The sequence below is a fragment of the Pseudovibrio ascidiaceicola genome (genome assembly GCF_900114245.1).
GTDB lineage: Bacteria > Pseudomonadota > Alphaproteobacteria > Rhizobiales > Stappiaceae > Pseudovibrio > Pseudovibrio ascidiaceicola.
In genome coordinates this window covers 141,544-160,305 of sequence record NZ_FOSK01000003.1, presented here as the reverse complement: position 1 = coordinate 160,305, position 18,762 = coordinate 141,544, and the positions used below count along the sequence as shown (strand labels likewise).

General features: G+C 53.0%; 14 protein-coding genes and 1 riboswitch. Of the genes, 7 read left to right on the top strand and 7 right to left on the bottom strand.

Translation table 11 applies throughout. The annotated features are described in order from the left end of the window. Positions 1–108: 108 nt before the first annotated feature. Positions 109–633 carry a curlin repeat-containing protein gene (locus BM231_RS07345; RefSeq protein WP_093518113.1) on the top strand — a complete coding sequence of 175 codons (525 nt, stop codon included), beginning with the start codon at positions 109–111 and terminating at the stop codon, positions 631–633. A gap of 41 nt (positions 634–674) precedes the next feature. Further along, positions 675–1,277, top strand: a complete 603-nt coding sequence (locus BM231_RS07340) for a curlin (protein ID WP_093518514.1) — start codon at positions 675–677, stop codon at positions 1,275–1,277. Between the two features lie 20 nt (positions 1,278–1,297). On the opposite strand, the gene BM231_RS07335 is transcribed toward BM231_RS07340, so the two are convergent. The 5 genes from BM231_RS07335 to BM231_RS07315 form a co-directional block, all read right to left on the bottom strand. Beyond that, complete coding sequence (locus BM231_RS07335) at positions 1,298–2,191, bottom strand: glucosamine kinase nucleotide-binding domain-containing protein (protein ID WP_208860169.1); 894 nt, start codon at positions 2,189–2,191, stop codon at positions 1,298–1,300. Between the two features lie 263 nt (positions 2,192–2,454). Then, positions 2,455–3,180 (bottom strand): arsenical resistance protein ArsH, encoded by a 726-nt coding sequence (arsH, locus tag BM231_RS07330; protein ID WP_093518112.1) that lies wholly within the window; start codon positions 3,178–3,180, stop codon positions 2,455–2,457. A 3-nt stretch (positions 3,181–3,183) separates the two neighbouring features. Then, entirely contained in the window at positions 3,184–3,594 is a 411-nt protein-coding gene (gene arsC / locus BM231_RS07325) for an arsenate reductase (glutaredoxin) (RefSeq protein ID WP_063302100.1), read from the bottom strand. Between the two features lie 22 nt (positions 3,595–3,616). Beyond that, complete coding sequence (locus tag BM231_RS07320; RefSeq protein WP_244527148.1) at positions 3,617–3,979, bottom strand: ArsR/SmtB family transcription factor; 363 nt, start codon at positions 3,977–3,979, stop codon at positions 3,617–3,619. 159 nt (positions 3,980–4,138) lie between these two features. Then, positions 4,139–4,870, bottom strand: coding sequence for a pirin family protein (locus BM231_RS07315; protein WP_093518111.1), 732 nt, complete (start codon positions 4,868–4,870; stop codon positions 4,139–4,141). Positions 4,871–5,249: 379 nt separating this feature from the next. Between BM231_RS07315 and BM231_RS07310 the strand changes: the two genes are divergently transcribed. Both BM231_RS07310 and BM231_RS07305 read left to right on the top strand, forming a co-directional pair. Then, complete coding sequence (locus BM231_RS07310) at positions 5,250–6,497, top strand: exonuclease SbcCD subunit D (RefSeq protein ID WP_093518110.1); 1,248 nt, start codon at positions 5,250–5,252, stop codon at positions 6,495–6,497. Then, positions 6,497–10,246, top strand: a complete 3,750-nt coding sequence (locus BM231_RS07305) for an AAA family ATPase (RefSeq protein WP_093518109.1) — start codon at positions 6,497–6,499, stop codon at positions 10,244–10,246. Before BM231_RS07310 ends, BM231_RS07305 begins: the two co-directional genes overlap by 1 nt. 44 nt (positions 10,247–10,290) lie before the next feature. Here BM231_RS07305 and BM231_RS07300 read toward each other — a convergent pair whose 3' ends face one another. Continuing rightward, entirely contained in the window at positions 10,291–13,500 is a 3,210-nt protein-coding gene (locus tag BM231_RS07300; protein WP_093518108.1) for an EAL domain-containing protein, read from the bottom strand. A gap of 425 nt (positions 13,501–13,925) precedes the next feature. Here BM231_RS07300 and BM231_RS07295 point away from each other — a divergent pair, with 425 nt between their 5' ends. From BM231_RS07295 to ettA, 3 genes are all read left to right on the top strand, one after another. Then, on the top strand, positions 13,926–14,741 hold the full coding sequence (locus BM231_RS07295) for an acid phosphatase (RefSeq protein WP_093518107.1): 816 nt from the start codon (positions 13,926–13,928) through the stop codon (positions 14,739–14,741). 356 nt (positions 14,742–15,097) lie between these two features. Then, a riboswitch (cobalamin riboswitch) is annotated at positions 15,098–15,308 on the top strand. A gap of 36 nt (positions 15,309–15,344) precedes the next feature. Further along, positions 15,345–16,010 carry an energy-coupling factor ABC transporter permease gene (locus BM231_RS07290; RefSeq protein WP_063312475.1) on the top strand — a complete coding sequence of 222 codons (666 nt, stop codon included), beginning with the start codon at positions 15,345–15,347 and terminating at the stop codon, positions 16,008–16,010. Between the two features lie 224 nt (positions 16,011–16,234). After that, positions 16,235–17,884 (top strand): energy-dependent translational throttle protein EttA, encoded by a 1,650-nt coding sequence (ettA, locus tag BM231_RS07285; protein ID WP_093518106.1) that lies wholly within the window; start codon positions 16,235–16,237, stop codon positions 17,882–17,884. Between the two features lie 57 nt (positions 17,885–17,941). Here the strand turns inward: ettA and ospF are convergent, their stop codons facing one another. Continuing rightward, positions 17,942–18,679 (bottom strand): type III secretion system effector phosphothreonine lyase, encoded by a 738-nt coding sequence (gene ospF, locus BM231_RS07280; RefSeq protein ID WP_093518105.1) that lies wholly within the window; start codon positions 18,677–18,679, stop codon positions 17,942–17,944. Between the last annotated feature and the right edge of the window lie 83 nt (positions 18,680–18,762).

The window sequence follows — 18,762 nt, the reverse complement described above, 5'->3', positions numbered from 1 at the left end:
CCCCGGCCTACGGGCCGGGGTCTTTTCAGTTTTAGTGACTGAATCCAGAAAAAATAGAAACCGCTGTGATGTGATGGAAGTGGCGTAGTCCACTTCCGGAGCATTGCAATGTTGTTTGGGCGTGTTGGTTTTTTCGTTTTTGGTAGTGCTGTTTGTGGTGCTCTTTCTGGCGGTTCTGCCCAGGAAATGGCGGTTATTCCGCAAGTTGATGTCTCTGGATATCAGCAGGATGCTTCAACCTCTCAATTACTGGAGGGTAAGAGCGCAAAGGTGTTTACGGGTAACATTCCTCAAGTGACGGAGTTTGGTGGGAACACGATCAGTCTTCGGGGGCTGGAAGAGAGTTACGCCACTTTGATCGTGCCCGTGATGCCGGAACTTGTGAGTGATGTACCTAACTCTCCGGTTGCCGGGCAGGGACTCATTATCGGGACTGGGAATACGGTGCTTTATGAGGCTGAAGGAACGGGCAATGGCTTTGGGTTTATCCAATATGGATATGGCAATGCACTCTCTGGCAGAGCTTATGGGCACGACAACAATGCGCTGGTGGGGCAGTTCGGGAACAACAACCGCGCGCTCTTCAATCAATTTGGAGATGGAAATTCTCTAAGTATCATGCAGGGGCAATAGCCTTCAGTGGGCTCCTCGCTCCGAATTTTCGGGTGATGGATATGTTTAGGAAATTAGCTGGTTTTATTCTGGCATCTGTTTTGATGCAGCCTGCGGCTTTTGCAGGTGATGGGAACACGGCTCTCATCCGGCAGGTGGGGGACAATCACGAAGTTCAGGTTTCGCAAAGTGCGAGCAACAGTGAGGCTACTGTTTTGCAAGGTGGAGACACTCTTGCTGCAGGTTTGGGTCAACAGGCTTTGCGCGGAACATGGTTTGTTGGCAAGATCTTTGGTGCTTCCAAAAACACGTTGGATACCGCAGATAATGTTGCTGCGCTTGCAGTGCGCAACAGCTTTCTCGCACCTTCTGCTGCTGGTGTTGGCAATGAGGCGAGTGTTGTGATTTCGGGTGATAATTCAACCGGTAACCTGTTCCAGACGGGGGATGGCAATCAGGGGGCTGTGGAGGTGTCTGGCAGCAATTCCAAGGGTACGTTGTGGCAACATGGCAATAACAACGAAGCCGGGCTTGCTGTGACGAGCAGTGGAACCAACGTGCTTTACACGCAGCGTGGCAATGGGCTTAAAACCTCTGACATCAGTTCAGGAAATACGCTCACAGTTCATGCGCCCGGCAACACTGTTATGGTGCATCAGCAGTAATTAGGTCCGGCGTTTTGCGATTAGGTGTTCAGGGCGTTTTCACGCTCTGCCATTGCCAGAGCACCGCGCAAGGCGTCGTTCTTGGCGGGTACGAAGAACTGCTTCAGGTCTGGGGGCAGAAAGGCATCGTAGGCGTGGCTCAGGCCACCGAGTAAAGCGATGGGGAGTTTGCCATCGTCGCTTAAAAGTCGCAGGGCTGAGGCCACGTAGGTGGTGCCTTCCTCAACAATGTCGAGGGCGAGCCGGCTCTGTTGCTTGGCGTAGATGAGGATGATGGGCATGAACTCGCCGAAGTCTTTTGGCTTTGCGGTGCGTGCAAACTCGGAGAGCTTACGCGGATCATCATCAAACTGACGCAGAATATGCTCCGTTAGCGGGCACAGGCTGCGCAGGCCGTCATGGGCGAGCAAGGCTTCTTCCAATGCGCGTTCGCCCATTTTGGCGCCGCTGCCCTGATCTCCGCAATGGAAGCCCCAACCGCCGAGATAGTAGTGCTTTTCGCCTTTACGGGCCATGAAGTTGGATCCCGTGCCGAGAATGCCGATGACGCCGTCGTCGGAGCCGTGGGCGCCTTCCAGTGCAATCAGGCTGTCTGAGACAACCTGAACGGCGGCGAAAGGCAGGTTTTCTGCAAGGCCGATAGGGTCGTTGTGGGCGTTTGCGCCTGCCAGGCCCAACACTGCGAATGTTTGTTGCAGGGCTTCTTCGGTCAGGCCCGCGTCCTTGCAGGCCTCTTTGGCTGCGTGGAGAATGGAGCTGAGGCTCTGGGTCGGATCGCTGTAGATGTTGGCTGATCCGGCTTTGCCGCGCCCCAGCAAACGTCCATCTGCCGTTGCGATTGCAGCACGACAACTGGAGCCGCCGCCATCAACACCCAGAATGTAATCCATGAAGCTTGCCTCTGTTCGTTCCAATCCCACTGCTGTGTATGGCAGCAGGTGTTTAATGCATGGTTGAGACTTGTCAGTTTTAGCGGCAGTGGTTTGGTGGCGCGTGTTTGCTAATGGCTGTTGTGGGATGTGCAGGACGGCCGGTTTTTAGATGAGCTAGCGCCTTGCATTGTGTCGTGCCTTGTAAAACACAAGCGCGCTGAGGTGTTTAGGTCTGCAGCGCGCTTATGGCATTTTCTGGCCGATGGCTTGCTGGCTGAGAGCGGGGTTGCTCACAGGTGCCTGTCTTACTTCGTGTTCACCCGTGCAGAGAGTTCTGCTGCGGATTCTTTGCGTTCGGAGTAGCGGTCGGTCAGGTAGTCGGAGTGGCCGCGGGTGAGGTGGGTGAACTTCATGAGTTCTTCCATCACATCCACCACGCGGTCGTAGAGGGACGAGGGCTTCATGCGGTCGTCTTCGTCAAACTCCAGAAACGCCTTGGGAATGGAAGACTGGTTGGGAATGGTCATCATGCGCATCCAGCGGCCCAGAACGCGCATCTGGTTGAGGGCGTTGAAGCTTTGGGAGCCGCCGCTGACTTGCATCAGAGCGAGTGTCTTACCCTGAGTTGGGCGGACTGCGCCAACGGAGAGAGGTACCCAGTCAATCATGGTTTTCATGATGCCGGTCATGGAGCCGTGGCGCTCTGGGGAACACCAGACCTGACCTTCGGACCACATCATCAACTCGCGCAGTTCCTGCACCTTGGGATGATCAGGCTCTGCGTCATCAGCCAGTGGCAGACCGCTTGGGTTGAAGATGCGCGTCTCGGCGCCGAGTTGCTCCAGAATGCGCTGAGCTTCCAGCACCGCGAGGCGGGAGAACGAGCGTTTGCGCAGGGAGCCGTAGAGCAGCAGGATGCGTGGGGCGTGGTCTGGCGCATCGTCCTCGCGCAGGGCATCGGTCTTGATGGGGTGGAAGCTGTCGGCCTCCACCTTTGGCAGATCTGTCAGATCGAAAGAAGTCTCAGACACGGATTAACCCTTTGCCGGAATGACGACTTCGCCGTCTTCCTTGGTGAATGCACCGATCTGCTCTTCATCCAGAATTTCCAGCAGGACGTCAGATGGGCGGCAGAGGCGGGTGCCTTTGTCGGTGGTCACGAAGGGGCGGTTCATGAGGATTGGGTGTTGCTCGATGAAGTCGATGAGCTGGGCGTCGGTCCACTTTTCATCGTCGAGGCCGAGTTCCTCGTAGGGCGTGCCTTTTTTGCGCAGGATTTCGCGCACGGTGAGGCCGCTGTCTTTGATCAGCTTTTCCAGTGTAGCGCGGGAAGGCGGGGTTTTGAGGTACTCAATAACCTCTGGTTCCATGCCTGCTTGCTTAAGCATGGCGAGGGTGTTGCGGGAGGTGCCGCATTTTGGGTTGTGATAGATGGTCGGGTTCATTTGGTCTCTCCGATGGGGTCGGTCAACGACAAGGGAACGGGTTGAAGTCCAGACACAGGGTTGGATCGCCGTTGCAGCAATCCTGCGTGAGGAAACGAAGCAGGCCGCGCATGGTGTGCGGGGCAATGGCATAACGCACGACACGCCCTTCGCGCTGGGCGGTGAGGAGCCCGGCGCGTTCAAGCGTTGCGAGGTGGAAGGACATACGTGTGGGGGCGATGGACAGGTCCTTGGCGATCTGTCCAGAAGGCAGGCCCTCAGGCATTGCTGTCAGGATGAGGCGGAAGGCGGCAAGCCTGTCCTTATGCGCCAGTGCGGCGAGTGCTGCGACGGCGTCGTCTTCCTGCAGATCTGTGGCGGTATCACCCTTAGAATTCTCAGTCATGTGAGAATACTACAAATATCCTTGTAGTATTGCAATGAGAGTTTTTAGAGGAAGAAGGAGAGGGAGGCATTTATTGTTTTTGAGGAGTGCCTCCCTCCCTTTAAGCCAATGCCAACCTGTCAGGCATTGGATGGTCCAGATGGGGGATGTGCGCTGTGTTTAGCCGCGTGGTGACAGGTGGAAGAGAATGACCTCTGCGCCTTTGCCGTTGGTCAGTTCAAGTATGCCCTTGCCTTCTGCTTCAATGGCATCGCCATCTGTTAGCGTTTGGCCGCCTATCTGCACTTCGCCCCGCGCCACGTGCACGTAGACGGCACGCTCATCTGCCAGCTCAAAACTGATGGTGTCAGCACCATCCAACTTGCCGGAATAGATATCGGCGGCGGCCTCTGTGCGGATGGAGCCGTCACGGCCATCTTGAGAGAGGAACAGCTGGAGTTTACCGTTGCGGGCTTCTTCGCTCAGCTCCAGCATTTCATAGCGAGGCGTGGTGTTTTTGCGGTCTGGTATCAGCCAGATCTGGAGCAGGTGCGTTTCGTCCGTGCTGGATGGGTTGAACTCGGAGTGCTGTACGCCGGTGCCAGTGCTCATGAACTGGATGCCACCTTTGTGCACGGTGCTGCCATTGCCCATGGTGTCTTTGTGTTCCAGTGCGCCTTCCAGCATGTAGGAGAAGATTTCGAAGTTCTCATGAGGGTGCATGGGGAAGCCACCATCCGGGCCGACCCAGTCATCGTTGATGACGCGCAGATTATGGAAGTTCATGTTATTGCGGTCAAAATAGCTGGCGAAGCTGAAAGAGTGGGCGGACTTCAACCAGCCTGCATCGGCGTGACCACGCTCCTGAGCTGGGCGAATTTTGACTCTTAAATCAGTTGCGATCGTAGACATGGGGCTCTCCTAATTTCTTAATATTTACAGTGGTGTCGTCATGCCCTTAAAGATATTCTAGTGCTCAGAATGAACAAGGTAAGCTTTGGTGATCTGATTGTTCGTCATTAGTGAACGAACAGATTCGGCGTGTGTTTGCGGAAGCTGCGAAAACCCCCTCTTAATTTCACGAAAATTTCGCAGGGGGAGGTGCCAGAACAGATTCCTGTGCGCTACTTGTGCCAAAGCCCCTAAATCTGTGGGTTAGCGCCACGCTTTAAAGACTTCTGTGTAAACCCTATGCCTAATTTGCGGATTGGTTAATGAAACATTTCCGAGTCATGATGCAGCTGTCCTTCAAAACGGCTGCATTCAAGTCTTGGAGCGTGGAACAGGTAGTATGGCGTTGAAAATCCTGCACACAGCAGACTGGCATATTGGCCAGAGTCTGAACGGCTGGTCGCGCACCTATGAGCATCAACAATTCTTCATGGAGCTTGAAGAGTTGATTGAACGCCATGAGGTGGACGCGCTGGTTGTGGCAGGAGACGTGTTTGACAACCAGAACCCATCCGCAGACGCCACGCAAATGCTGTATGAGGCTTTGGCCCGGTTTCGGGAAAAGCGCCCGCATCTTGTGACGGTGCTGACTGCTGGCAATCATGACCCTGCCGGACGTGTGGAAGCGCCGGGTGTGTTGCTTCAAAAGATCGGCGTGCAGGCGGTTGGTATGGTGCGCCGACAAGACGGTGGGCTGGATCTTTCCCATCATCTTGTGCCGCTTCAAGACAGTGATGGCGCTGTGAAAGCCTATGTGCTGGCGCTGCCGTTTCCTCGTGCTACAGACTTGCCGGGGCTGAGCTTTTCCTCCTCTGAAGAGGGCTCACCAGTGGTGCGGGCTGTGGCGGAGCTTTATGAGGCGGCTGTTCAGCAGGCTCGTGAGCAGATTGGCGAGATGCCCCTTATCGCGACGGGTCACTTGCATGTGGCTGGTGGTTTGGAATCAGAAGGGGCGGAGCGCCGAATTCTGATTGGTGGTGAGCACGCCATGCCGTGGGAGCAGTTTCCTGATGATCTGACCTATGTGGCGCTTGGGCATTTGCACAAGCCACAGAAGGTGGGCAAGGAGACCATCCGCTATTCCGGGTCTCCGTTTCCTCTTTCCGTCACCGAGCAACATTATAAGCACGGCGTTAATCTGCTGAGCTTTTCTGATGCTGGCGTGCTTTCGCTTGAACGGCTTGAGTTGACGCGGCCTGTGCCGTTCCATCGCCTGAAGGGCGATGGTGGTTTGCTGCTTGAAGAGCTGGTGCCTGCGCTGGATGCGTTGGAGCTGGATGCGGACCTGCCAGTGGAGCAACAGCCGTTTGTGCATGTGGACCTGCGACCTCAGGTTTCAGCTGGTGGGTTGAAAGCTGAGGTGGATCAGATCCTTGCGCAGTATCCAGTGCGTAGTGCTGGTGTTTCGGTGTTGCGGCAAAAACCGCAGGAGCCAATAAGTGCGGAGGCTGAGACTTTGATCCGCCTTTCGGAAGTTCAACCGGATGAGCTTTTCAAATCTGCTTTTGAGCGGGTGCACGGCGTCGAGCCGGAAGCCAAACATCTGGACTATTTTTATCGCGCTATCGCAGAAGCGGAGGTTGAGTAATGCGTATTCTAGCGGTGCGTGGCGAAAACCTTGCCAGCCTGGCGGCTCCGTTTGAGATTGACCTTGAACAGGAGCCTTTGAACGGGGCTGGTTTATTCGCGATTACCGGAGAAACGGGAGCGGGCAAGTCCACATTGCTGGACGCCCTGTGTCTTGCGCTGTTTGGGCAATGCCCGCGTTTGAGCGCTGCGGGAAGCAGCGACAGTGTGCCGGATGTTGCCGGTGCTGAGCTTCGAGAAACAAACCCGCGTACCGTGCTCACACGTGGTGCTGCCTCTGGCTTTGCCGAGGCGGACTTTGTTGGGGCGGATGGAACGGGATACCGCGCGCGTTGGACTGTGCGCCGGGCTCGTAACAAGGCGTCTGGACGCCTGCAGAACGTGGAGCGCTCGCTGGTTCGCATTGAAGACAATGCTGCGGTTGAGAGCGGCATCAAGCAGGTGGATGCCGCTGTAGAAGAGCGGTTGGGACTGACCTATGACCAGTTTAAGCGGACTGTGCTGTTGGCGCAGGGCGATTTTGATGCCTTTCTGAAAGCCAATGACAATGAGCGCGCTGCCTTGCTTGAAAAAGTGACGGGCACGCAGCGCTACAGAGATATTTCCAAGCAGATTTTCCAGCGCTTTACTGATGCGAAGGATGTAGCCTCAAAACTGGAAGAAAAGTCTGATGTGGCAGGTCTTTTGGAAGAGGAAGAGCGTACTGCCCTTTTGGGGCAGTCAGAGGAGCTGGAGACGCAGTCCAAGTCTGTTCAATCGGACATGGATGCGATTGCCAAGTCGCTGGGCCATTTACAGAAGCTGGATGAAGCGAAGACAAAGCTGGCGTCAGCGCAAGATGAGTTTGTAGCTTTGAAGGCCCGCCATGAAAACGCGAAGGCCAAGCGGGATCTGAAAGCGCAGTTTGAGCGCATCAAGTCTTTAGAGCCTGTGAACCACCGTGTGGTTGAGGCCGAGAAGGATGTTGCGGGCACGCGTGCAGCTGCTGAAAAAAGCCAGGTGATGCTGGAAGGCGTTCGTAAAGACCTTGCCGGCAAGGAAGAGCAGGCCAAACAGGCTGATGCGGTTTTCAATGAGCTGGAAGCTGAACTTGCCAAGTTGACACCGGAATGGAGTGCGGCAGAACAGCTGGACACCAAGCTGGGTGAGCTTGAGGATGAGGGCAAACAGCTGCGGGAGCGATCTGACACGGCTGCGGCGGAGGCCAAGCAGGCGGATGCAGCGCTGGCGGAGCACACAAAATCGCTGGAAGAGCAGAAAGCGTTGCAAGCCACTGTGAAAGAACAGATGGGACGGCTGAGTGCGACCAAGATTTTAAAGGACCGTCAGGATAGCTTGATTGCGGATCTTGATGAGTTTGAGAGGGTTCAGGTTGCGCTTACGAATGATGCGACCCGTCTTGTGGAGATGCGCAAGCGCGAGAGCGAGCTTAGCGAAATCCAGAGTACTCTTTCCGCTCAACTGGAGCAGTTTGTCTCTGATTTGGAAGGGTGTGAAGGAGAGTTTGCTGCCAAGAAAGGCGAGATTTCAGCTCTTGGTGCAGATAATGCCCGTAAAAGCATGGAGCAGCTTTCTGCGTTCCGTCAGCGGGCTGAAAAGTTGCAGGAGAATTCTCGCCACTTTTTGAAAGCCAAGCGCAACAAGCAGGCAGAGAATGAGACCTGGCAGAAGCTGGTGGACCAGATGGCTGGTTTGCAGCAGGCAAAAGGCAAAGCGGCTAGCGAGCTGACGCTTCGAGGGGAAGCCCTTGAGAAAGCGCGCGGCCTTTCCACTCTTGCTGAGGCGGCGCAAGGCGATCAGGTGAAGCTGTTGCGCGCCGAGCTGGTGGACGAGGCACCTTGTCCGGTTTGTGGCTCTGACCACCACCCCGTAGATACACAGGAGGGCCGGGCTGCGTTGGACACGCTGTTCGGCGACGTGTTTCTACAGCGCAAGGAAGCGGAAGAAGCTCGCGCAGCTGCGCAGCGAAACCTAGACGAGATCAACGGCCAGATTGCAGCCTGCGAGGCATCGCAGAAGAATGCGTCTACCCTAATGGCTCGCTATGGCAGTGAGGCAGATGCGCTGCAGGCTGAGGCCGAAGGATTATGGAGCGCATTGGACGCACCATTTGCTCTGGACCTGACGCTTGATGGTTTGCTTGAGGCACCAGACATGCTGGATGCTGTGCTTGCGCAGGTGGCGACACAGGCCGATGCGTTGCGGGCAGTGTTGGTTCGCGATGAAGCGCTGCGCAAAGAACTGGAGCTGCTAGACACCAAGCTGCGTGGTTTGCGGGATGCGCACCAGAAAGCCGTTGGTGATCAGGTTAGCAAGGCTGAAGAAGTTTCATCTATCAAGGTGGCGCTCTCTGGCGTGCAAGGTCGTCACAACGAGAATTCTGAGGCACAGTCACGACTGGTACAGCGGCTTAGTGAAACGCTGTTGGCTGGTGGCATGGTGTTCGGGTCCCTTGGTGCCGAGTTACCAGCGCTAAAGGCGAGTTTGCAGGAGCGAATCTCGACCTGGGAGCAACTGGAGCAGCAGGAGGGAACAACTTCTGCCGCGCTGCAATCTCTGGACCAGAAGACGAGTGGTTTGAGTGAACGGCGAGATGGGCTTGCCAAGTCCTCTGGTGAACTGTTGCGACAGTTGGAGCAGCTGCGCGTGTTGCATCAGCAACGGTCTGCTGAGCGGAAATTGCTGCTGGGCGGGATGGCGACAGGGACGCATCGTGCCGCGTTTTCTGAAAAACACAGTAACGCAAAAGAACGCAAAAATAACGCTAGCAACGCACAAAACAACGCAAGAGAAGAATTTGGGCGCATTGAGGCTGGATTGGCAGCGGCAAAAGCAGCGGAGGCAAAAGCAGCCTCTGCGCTAACTGGCTGTGCTGACAGGTTAAATGCGGAACTGGCGAGCTTGGGGCTGACGAAAGAAGCCTATGACGGATTGCAGGAACGGAGCTCTCAGGAGCTGGACGCGTTGGTTTCCGAACTGAAAATGCTGGATGACGCTTACTTAGCAACGCAAACGGCTGTTTCTACCTGGGAGAAGGAGCTTGCTGCTGTTCAAGCGCAGCCATTGCCAGAGAGGCCTCAGGCAGAGTTATCCTCATTGTTGGAGACTTCGAAGCAGGCGCTTTCTGAGTTGCAGGTAAGCAAGGGCGCTCTTTCTGAAAGGCTACGTGCTGATGCCGTCGCCCGAGAAAAAGCTCAGCAAATCATGGGCTTGCTGCTGGAAGCGAAAGAGACTGCCAAGACGTGGGGGGCGATTTCCGAAGCGATTGGCTCTGCGGACGGCTCCAAGTTCCAGAAGGTGGCGCAGGGTGTTACTCTCGATTTGCTGGTGGAGCTGGCCAACAAACAGCTGCATCAACTGAAACCACGGTACCAGCTGAAACGGGCTGACTTCGGTCTTGGCCTTTTCGTCATCGACCGGGATATGGGCGATACACCACGCTCTACACGATCGCTAAGTGGCGGAGAACGCTTCCTTATTTCGCTCAGCCTCGCACTTGCGCTGTCCGGTTTGGAAGGCCGTCAATCGTTCGTTGATACGCTCTTTATCGACGAAGGTTTCGGTTCTCTTGATGCTGAAAGCCTCGACCTTGCCATTGATGCGCTGGAGATGTTGCAGGGGCAGGGGAGAAAAGTTGGCGTTATTAGCCATGTGGAAGCGCTGAAGGACAGAATTCCGGTTCAGGTTCAGGTGGTTAGGCAGGGTGCCGGACGGAGCCGTGTGGCTGTGAATGCACCAGCAGGATGGTGATAAGTCCTGCTGGCTGCCTATTGTCTTAGTGCTGAAATGCTGCGCTAGTCACCTGCATCTATCATGCCCAGAGCCTTGTCAGCTGCTTGTTTTTCCTTCTCTTTTAGCTTCAGAGAGGTTTCTTGCAGGGCTGCGATATACTGATCTAACGCCTGAATTTCCAGATTGGCATTGCTGACATGTTTTGCCATTTCGCTATCCAAAACTTGCGGGCGACCAATCAGGAAGCCTTGCACTTCATCGCAGGATTCATTGCGCAGCAGCTCTAATTCTGGTTCAGTTTCAACACCTTCGGCGATGACTTCCATTCCCAAAGCCTGCCCGAGATCGATGACAGCACGGATGATTGCTGCCAGTTCTGGCGTCTGTGTTACCCCACTGACGAAGCTGCGGTCGATCTTCAGACGATCAAACGGGAAGCGGCGCAGATAGCTGAGAGACGAGTAGCCGGTACCAAAGTCATCAAGCGCGATGGTGATACCTAACTCCTTGAGTTGCCTCAGAGTATTGAGTGCGCGGCGGTCATCGTGGATCAGCACGCTCTCAGTAATTTCCAGTTCCAGACGCTCCGGAGACAGCCCACTTCGCGCCAGTGCACCCTCAACCTCTTGTATGAGGTACTCATCACAAAACTGCACCGGACTGAGGTTCACCCCCACACGATACCGCTCCGGCCACTGAGACGCTTGCGCACAGGCTTCATTCAGAACCCAACGGCCAATCGGAATGATCAGACCACTTTCTTCCGCAACCGGAATGAAGTTGTTCGGCCCAATTTGGCCTTTCTCAGGATGGTTCCAACGCAAAAGCGCCTCGAAGCCGACGATGGAACGGGTATCAGAGCGAGCTTGCGGTTGGAAGTGGAGCTGAAGTTCTTCATTTTCCAATGCGTTACGCAGGTCACCTTCCATTGTTCTTCTCAGCAAAATGGCTTCTTCCATCTTGTCTTCGAAGAACGCGAAGGTGTTTCGGCCAGCTTCTTTCGCCTCATAAAGCGCGATATCTGCCTTGGACATCAACTCATCCGGATCCGTCCCATGGTCTGGAATCAGCGCGATACCAATGCTGGCGCTCGTTCTGACCGTGATGTTGTTGCCAACATGGATCGGCTTGGACAAGACCTCTAGTATTTTGTTGGTCAGCAGACCGACTTCAGCCGTTGTTTTCAGGTTGACCTGAATGATCGCGAACTCATCCCCACCGAGACGGGCAACTGTGTCGTGGTGGGTTACACATGCATTGAGGCGTCGGGCAACTGTCTGGATGAGTTTATCACCGATTGGGTGACCATATAAGTCATTGATATCTTTGAACCGATCCAGATCCAACAACATGACTGCTGAGATCGATTCTTCTGCGTTTGCCTGGTTTTCGATTGCTTTCTGGAAGCGTTCGCGGAAGTAGGTGCGGTTCGGCAGGCCAGTCAACATATCATGCTGCGCGAGGTGGAGAATGCGAGCTTCGTCTTCTTTCTGCTTGCGCATATCGCGCACGGCAGAGACGCGAAGGTTTTCATCTGCCACTTCCATCAAGCGACCGCGGACTTCGATTGGAATCCGTTCACCAGACTTGCTCAGGAGCATGACTTCGTTCGGGGTTGGCTCGTTGGCGAGGATCGCAGCCCGCGCTATCTCACGGTAGTCGGGTGCGACGTGAGACAGCAAGCTGGTGCCGCGCATTTCGCCTGCCTGATAGTCAAGCAACTCATAGAGCACGTGGTTACATTCCACGATGATACCATCTGTTGAGATGGCCAGGCCTTCGAAAGCGCCTTCTGCAAATGTGGCGAGTTTGCTGAGTTCTTCCTGCTGCTTACTGTTTGATGTTTCGCTGATTTTCCGCCGTTTCTCGTCACTTTGCAGTTTGTCGAGGAACGAGTTGAAGAGCGAGGCGAGACGTTCTTGCGGGTCATTGTCCCGTACCGGCAGACGCTCATCCAGCTTGGCGTCATGCCACACCAGTTTGCCAATCAGGTTCTCCATCTGGCTGATGGTGCTGACAATTGGAGACACATTCAGGTCGATTTCATCGGCTTTGCGGAACTGCCCCGTAAATTTGAAAGCCGTAAACAAGACTAAGCCCGATAGGAAAGCCCAAAGGATGGTCAGCAAAGCTCCGACGGCCTGAAGTATGAAGTTATCAAGGCTAAGTCCGGCCAGTGCATGGCCTGCTGGCAGTGCGGTTGTGAAGCCGAAGAGGCCAATCAGAGAGCCAATTCCAAGACTGGTGTAGTAAATGATGACCTTGTGGGTCTTAGACCTTGCATAGATGATGCGTGCAACTGCAATAGAAGCAACTGAAGCTGTCAGAGCAATAAGAGCGACGCCCGCTACGGTCAGATGCTGGGCATTTCCGAGAACAGAGGATAAGCCGCCAATCATGCTCAACAGAATGGTTGGGTACATGACCTTGCGAGGTGCGAAGAAGCCGAGGGCAACGCCCAATGTTACCGAGACACCAGTTGCGACAAGAACGTTGAAGATCGCACTGCCCAACTCACCTGAATAAATACTTGTATTACCAACTGAAAAGCCAATGCCGCCAACGGCCATCAGTGCCGCGCCTGCTTTGATCCGCAGTACATTGTAGTTTTGTGTGTTGCGCAGAATGTACTCAGGTAATGCTGGAGAGTTTCGCAACCCGGTCACGAACATGCCGGAAAAGGCTACAAATGTCGCGAGCAACGTGACCACGGTGCCGCCGCCAATCTGCTCGAAACCGACAGATAGAACTGTGTTTTGGCTAATTGGATGAAGCAGTAAACCCTGAACGCCCTTCAGATAAGCAGGGTAGATGACACTGCCGATGGACAGTGCGAGAATGATCGTCGCACGCAGTGTCAGCTGATGCGATAAAGGCAGATAAGCCACGACCGCGATCATGGCCGCCATTGCAGCGTGGATTGCAGCGGCGTGGATGTCTCCTTGTGGTCTGAACTCTACTTCAGACTGCCAGAGGATCAATTGTGCAGTCACATCAGGCAAGTTCAACGTTGTGTCGATGAGCAGGCATGCTGCCGAACTGATGGCGATAAGGAGAAGGGCACGGTTGAAAAACCGGGTTGCCCGCATGCGCTCCTGAATAAACAGACTGGAATAGACGATCAGTATCCCAAGGACACCAAGCGCGAACAATCCTACAGACAATATGGTCCATAGGTTCTGCTGCTGAGTGAGCAGCTCAGCTTGATTGAGCTGATTGTGCAGGCCACCTGTCGCAGGATCAAAAATCGACGCATACGACGACGCTGACATGAAGTGTATCGATAAACCAATTAAAACGAAAAGGAGCAATACAGGAAGTATGAGGGCTCGAAAATGCATTTGGGTACCCCAGGAAATTCCTCGGCATAATTGTTTGAAATTATTGCGCATTTATTAAGAATTCTAGGGGGGAGCGGGTTTCATTCTAAAAAGTATTGAAAAGAGTGACGCATATGACGTTTATCTGACGCTTTCAAAGAAAATTTATAAAAATTGTAAGTAAATGTTTCGTTGAGTGAGATTATTCATATACGTGAATACTCGTACTTATCTTCAAGTTGAGAGAAAAGAGAGTGTGGCTGTCAATTATGATTCTCTTCTCTTTTCACAACAGCATTTAGTTCATTTTTTATGGGCAATTGATGTGCATTGTAGTTCACCATCTTACTGAAACAACTTTCAGGTGGTCTTGAGCGATGCAGTGGTCCAGCTTGTTCTTATACTCAGCGGTTTCGGTCTTACAGCCAACTGGTGGTGAGCGGGATAATATCTTGCCGAGTTGGAGCTCAACCACAGCGCGTCACGGTATCGTGGAAAGTATTGAGCGTATGGCTCGGGCCGGGAGCCCGGAATATGTGAAACTTGATGACCGTGTTGCTGTTTTGGTTGGCGATGGTGCTTTGTGGAGTGAGGCACTGGCTGGCGCAGACAATGAAGTTATGCCACCCGAAGCTGGCGATAATTTTGGTAGCTTTGCTGATTATTCTGAGAATGTGCGTGCTCATCTGTCATTACACGGGCCAAAGGCTATTGGTGCAACGTATCGAGAGTTCGCCTTCCAGCCTTTGAAGGAGCTGGTGGGTTTTTTGAAAGAACATCACTTCCAGATCTGGGTTTTAAGCTTTGGAGACCATGAAGTAGATCGCACTATGGCGGAGTTGAACTACGGGCTTCCGAGATTTCGGGTTATCGAGGTTACTCCTCACGCAACGGCGCTGTCCTCAACAGATCTTGCTCGAACGATTTGGGAGAGGATAGGTACAGCACCTCAGATTTTTCTTGGACGATCTCACAGTGATCTTGGCTTGCTGAAGCTTGCTGGCAAAGGTGAGGGAGTGCTTAAAATCCAAATTTCTGCCAGCCAAAATACTTCTACTCACACACCAGATTCAACTCCTGATAAATCTGGAGAGCAGCAGAACTCATGGAGCTTTGTGATTTCTCCTAATGAGCATTGGCTAAGGAAATATTCGTGGCAGGCACCTTCGGAGAGAACTTATAGTAAGAACTAATAGAAAATACTGAGACCTTCGTTGCAATCTGCATGAGATATATTTGATCTATTCTAGTTTTAATCGATTGAAAATCTGAGTGCATTTGTAATGTTAAATAATATCCGATGTTTCTGAGGTAATTTTATTTATTTTGATGAAGATCAATGAAGAGGTGGGGCACTCTGATATTTCTAAATACAGCTTCGGCTGGCACTCGGATGGGGGAGTGTCAACTTTCTTAAAGGCGTGTACCAACGGGTACACGCCTCTTTTTTTGCCTGCAGCTCTGGCGGGTTAAAAGGGCCATTGCATTCCTCTGATTGTTGCTTATCCCAACTGCCTCTTATTTCTAGTTGTGTCTTCTCCTGTAATTTAGGATATTCCCGCTGTTGGGTTCTGTAGAAGCCAAGCTTCTTGGATGAAAAGGGAATGCGGTAGGGATGACCAAAGATGGGCCCGAGCCGCAGCTGCCCCCGCAACTGTTACGTGGTGCGTTCTTCTTAAAAGCCACTGGAGATGATCTCTGGGAAGGCGGAGAGCGCAAAAGCCATGAGCCAGGAAACCTGCCCGACATGACATAAACTCATGACCGCACGGAGGGTGCGAAGAGGAGCATATTATATGCATATTGAACCGGGTTACGTTTCCGCCGCCAAGGTTATTGCTGCCAATGCAGGTGCAGTCGGTGTTATTGTGTGGGGCTGCAAAGAGCAGGCCTCAGAATTTATGAAAGATCCGCTGATTCCTGTAAAAACGCTGTTGGCTGCGGTTTTCTTCTCTATTTTCATGCAGAGCTTCCATATGTCCGTTGGAGCATCCGAACTCCATTTTATCGGTGCTATGGCCATGTATCTGACGCTTGGATTTACACCTGTTCTTCTTGGGTTTGCGCTCGGCTTGCTGTTGCAAGCGTTCGCGTTTGATCCGCAGGACATGTACCATTTGGGGGTCAACAGCCTGTCTTTGATGCTGCCGCTTATCTCTGTACATTATTTGAGTGGCCGTCAGTTGTTCGCTAAAGATCTGACCAAACGTCTGACTTTTGCGCAGATCCTGAAGTTGGATGCGATGTATTATGCTGGTGTAACCGGCATGGTTGGTTTCTGGCTAATGATTGGCGATGTGGCTACGCCATTTACAGCTTGGGCGCAGTTTGCTCTGTCTTATCTGGCACTTGTTGCCTGTGAGCCATTAGTCACCTTTATTGCAGTGAAGGGACTTAAGGCCGTTGAAGGTAATGCAATTGTTCGGAACCTGACCGTGGTTCCGCAGCTGAAGCTGGCATAAGTTTTTTCAAGTTTGCTTGTCATTAGGGCGGCGGTGTAAATCTGCTGCCCTTTTTTCTTGCGTGTAAGTGATCAATCATTGTCGTGAAATTCCTCGTATCAGGAGAAAAAGCGACGGATTTGATCGTCGTTGAAGTGTTATGGATTGCCCCATGGCGCTGCTTCCACTATGAGTGCTCTCCAGAGATTTCATTATTTACACAGATCAGGAGATGCAGGCAGTCCATGGCGCGCCAGTTCATCTATCACATGCACGGGGTCTCCAAGGCCTACGGTGCAAAAAAAGTACTCGACAATATTCACCTGTCTTTCTACCCGGATGCGAAAATCGGTATCCTTGGTCCAAACGGTGCAGGTAAGTCTACTCTTTTGAAGATCATGGCTGGTCTTGATAAAGAGTACACTGGTGAAGCATGGGCTGCAGAAGGTGCCAAGGTTGGTTATCTTCCGCAGGAACCAAAGCTGAATGAGGACAAGACTGTCCTTGAAAACGTAATGGAAGGGGTTGCGCACAAGCAGGCTCTTCTGGATCGTTATAACGAACTGATGATGAACTACTCAGATGAGACAGCCGATGAAGGTGCTCAGCTGCAGGACATCATTGATGCGCAGGACCTGTGGAACCTGGAAAGCCAGGTTGAGATGGCAATGGAAGCGCTTCGCTGCCCTCCATCCGACTCTCCTGTAAACAACCTTTCTGGTGGTGAACGTCGCCGTATCGCGTTGTGTCAGCTGCTCTTGTCCGAGCCTGACCTGATGCTGCTTGACGAACCAACCAACCACCTTGACGCTGAGACCGTGCACTGGCTGGAACGCCATCTGCGTGAGTTCAAGGGTTCAGTTCTGATCATTACCCATGATCGCTACTTCCTTGATAACGTGACTGGCTGGATTCTGGAGCTCGACCGCGGTCAGGGCATTCCTTATGAAGGCAACTATTCCACTTACCTGACGCAGAAGACCAAGCGTATGGAGCAGGAAGGCCGTGAAAACATGGCTCGTTCCCGCGCTATCAAGCGTGAACAGGAATGGATGGGCATGACGCCGAAGGGCCGTCAGACCAAGTCAAAAGCGCGTATCAATGCTTATGATGCTCTGTTGACCGCTCAAGAAGAGCGTATGCCTTCTATTGAGCAGATTCTGATCCCTGTTGGCGAGCGTCTGGGTAACAACGTTATCGACGTTCAAGGCGTTTCCAAAGGCTTTGGCGATCGTTTGTTGATTGATGACCTGTCCTTCAAACTGCCGCGTGGTGGTATTGTTGGTATCATCGGTCCAAACGGTGCTGGTAAGTCGACACTCTTCAAGATGCTGTCCGGTCAGGAAAAGCCAGACAGCGGTGAAGTGGTTGTGAGTGACCGCGTGCATCTTGGTTATGTGGATCAGTCTCGCGATAAACTGGATGACAGCAAGACCGTTTGGGAAGAAATCTCTGAAGGCGCTGAAGTGATCTATCTCGACAAGAAAGAGATCAACTCACGCGCCTACTGTTCTTCCTTCAACTTCAAGGGTGCAGGACAGCAGGCGAAGGTTGGCGACCTTTCTGGTGGTCAGCGGAACCGTGTGCACCTTGCAAAGGTTTTGAAGTCTGGTGCAAACGTTCTTCTGCTCGATGAGCCGACCAACGACCTTGATACTGAAACACTTGCAGCGCTCGAAGATGCGCTTGAAAACTATGCTGGTTGTGCCGTGGTTATCTCGCACGATCGTATGTTCCTCGACCGTCTTGCTACACACATGCTGGCCTTTGAAGGTGATAGCCACGTTGAGTGGTTTGAAGGTAACTTTGAAGACTACGAAAAAGACAAGGTTCGCCGCCTGGGTGCACACGCTGCAGACCCAAGCCGCATCAAGTACAAGCCACTTACTCGTTAAGTTTCGCTTGCTTGAAAGAATTAAGGCCCGCATTTTGCGGGCCTTTTTCGTTTCTGATCAGATGGTTAGTAACTCAAATACAGGTTCACGCCGCAGAGCTTCTGTCTGCGCGGCACCACCTTCGCGGTCGCTTCGAATTTCGTTGCGATAACTGGCAAAGTCCCAGTGGTGAGGGGCAACATCTGATGCTGGTCGTTCACCTGGTTGGATTCCTGCTTGAGAGAGTTTCTGCTCGATGGTTTCGACAAAGGATTTGTCATTCTTCAAATCTTGTGCCGTGTATTGGGAATCCTCAGCAGTTGGGCGCAGGTAGAGAGTAAACTGGGCGCCGACCTGTACGCGGGAACCTTCTGTCACGCGTGACATGTCGGTTACTTTCCATTTGTCGACCGGCGAGTCTTCAGAAAAGAGAAGTGTGTTAATGGCATCAAAGGCTTGTGGTACCTGACTAGGCTCGATGCTTAAATGAATTTTGTCGCCAGCAAACTCACCTTTTGCGCTGGCATCAATGCGCTTGGTGTGGATGAAGCTGTCTTGGCTCTCAATATTGAGCGTTCGCCAGCCACTGTTCTCTGAACCCCAGCCACTGTTCTTTGCTGCTTCGAAGTTTGGTGGGTTTGCTGCAGGGCGGAACACTGGTGCCGGCAGGTCTTTCACTTGCTGCGCAATCGCGTCCTGCTTACCAGCCAAACCTCCTGGTTTGTTGGCTTGGTGGTTTGTAGCAGCTTGTTGTTGAGGTTGGTTGAGCTGCAATGGTGGGACTTGCAGTTTAAGAGATAGTCCGAACTTTGGCATGAGATCCTCTCCTCGCTTGAAAACTTGAAGGTTGCGTCATCAGGCAGGGCTGTCTGGTTCCTGTGCTGCTGCAACCTTTGAGG

Bases quoted from the DNA above. Each gene is read 5' to 3' on its own strand.
- BM231_RS07345 (WP_093518113.1), top strand. From the start codon at position 109: ATGTTGTTTGGGCGTGTTGGTTTTTTCGTTTTTGGTAGTGCTGTTTGT.
- BM231_RS07340 (WP_093518514.1), top strand. From the start codon at position 675: ATGTTTAGGAAATTAGCTGGTTTTATTCTGGCATCTGTTTTGATGCAG.
- arsC (WP_063302100.1), bottom strand. From the start codon at position 3,594: ATGAACCCGACCATCTATCACAACCCAAAATGCGGCACCTCCCGCAAC.
- BM231_RS07320 (WP_244527148.1), bottom strand. From the start codon at position 3,979: ATGACTGAGAATTCTAAGGGTGATACCGCCACAGATCTGCAGGAAGAC.
- BM231_RS07315 (WP_093518111.1), bottom strand. From the start codon at position 4,870: ATGTCTACGATCGCAACTGATTTAAGAGTCAAAATTCGCCCAGCTCAG.
- BM231_RS07310 (WP_093518110.1), top strand. From the start codon at position 5,250: ATGGCGTTGAAAATCCTGCACACAGCAGACTGGCATATTGGCCAGAGT.
- BM231_RS07305 (WP_093518109.1), top strand. From the start codon at position 6,497: ATGCGTATTCTAGCGGTGCGTGGCGAAAACCTTGCCAGCCTGGCGGCT.
- BM231_RS07300 (WP_093518108.1), bottom strand. From the start codon at position 13,500: ATGTCAGCGTCGTCGTATGCGTCGATTTTTGATCCTGCGACAGGTGGC.
- BM231_RS07295 (WP_093518107.1), top strand. From the start codon at position 13,926: ATGCAGTGGTCCAGCTTGTTCTTATACTCAGCGGTTTCGGTCTTACAG.
- BM231_RS07290 (WP_063312475.1), top strand. From the start codon at position 15,345: ATGCATATTGAACCGGGTTACGTTTCCGCCGCCAAGGTTATTGCTGCC.
- ettA (WP_093518106.1), top strand. From the start codon at position 16,235: ATGGCGCGCCAGTTCATCTATCACATGCACGGGGTCTCCAAGGCCTAC.
- ospF (WP_093518105.1), bottom strand. From the start codon at position 18,679: ATGCCAAAGTTCGGACTATCTCTTAAACTGCAAGTCCCACCATTGCAG.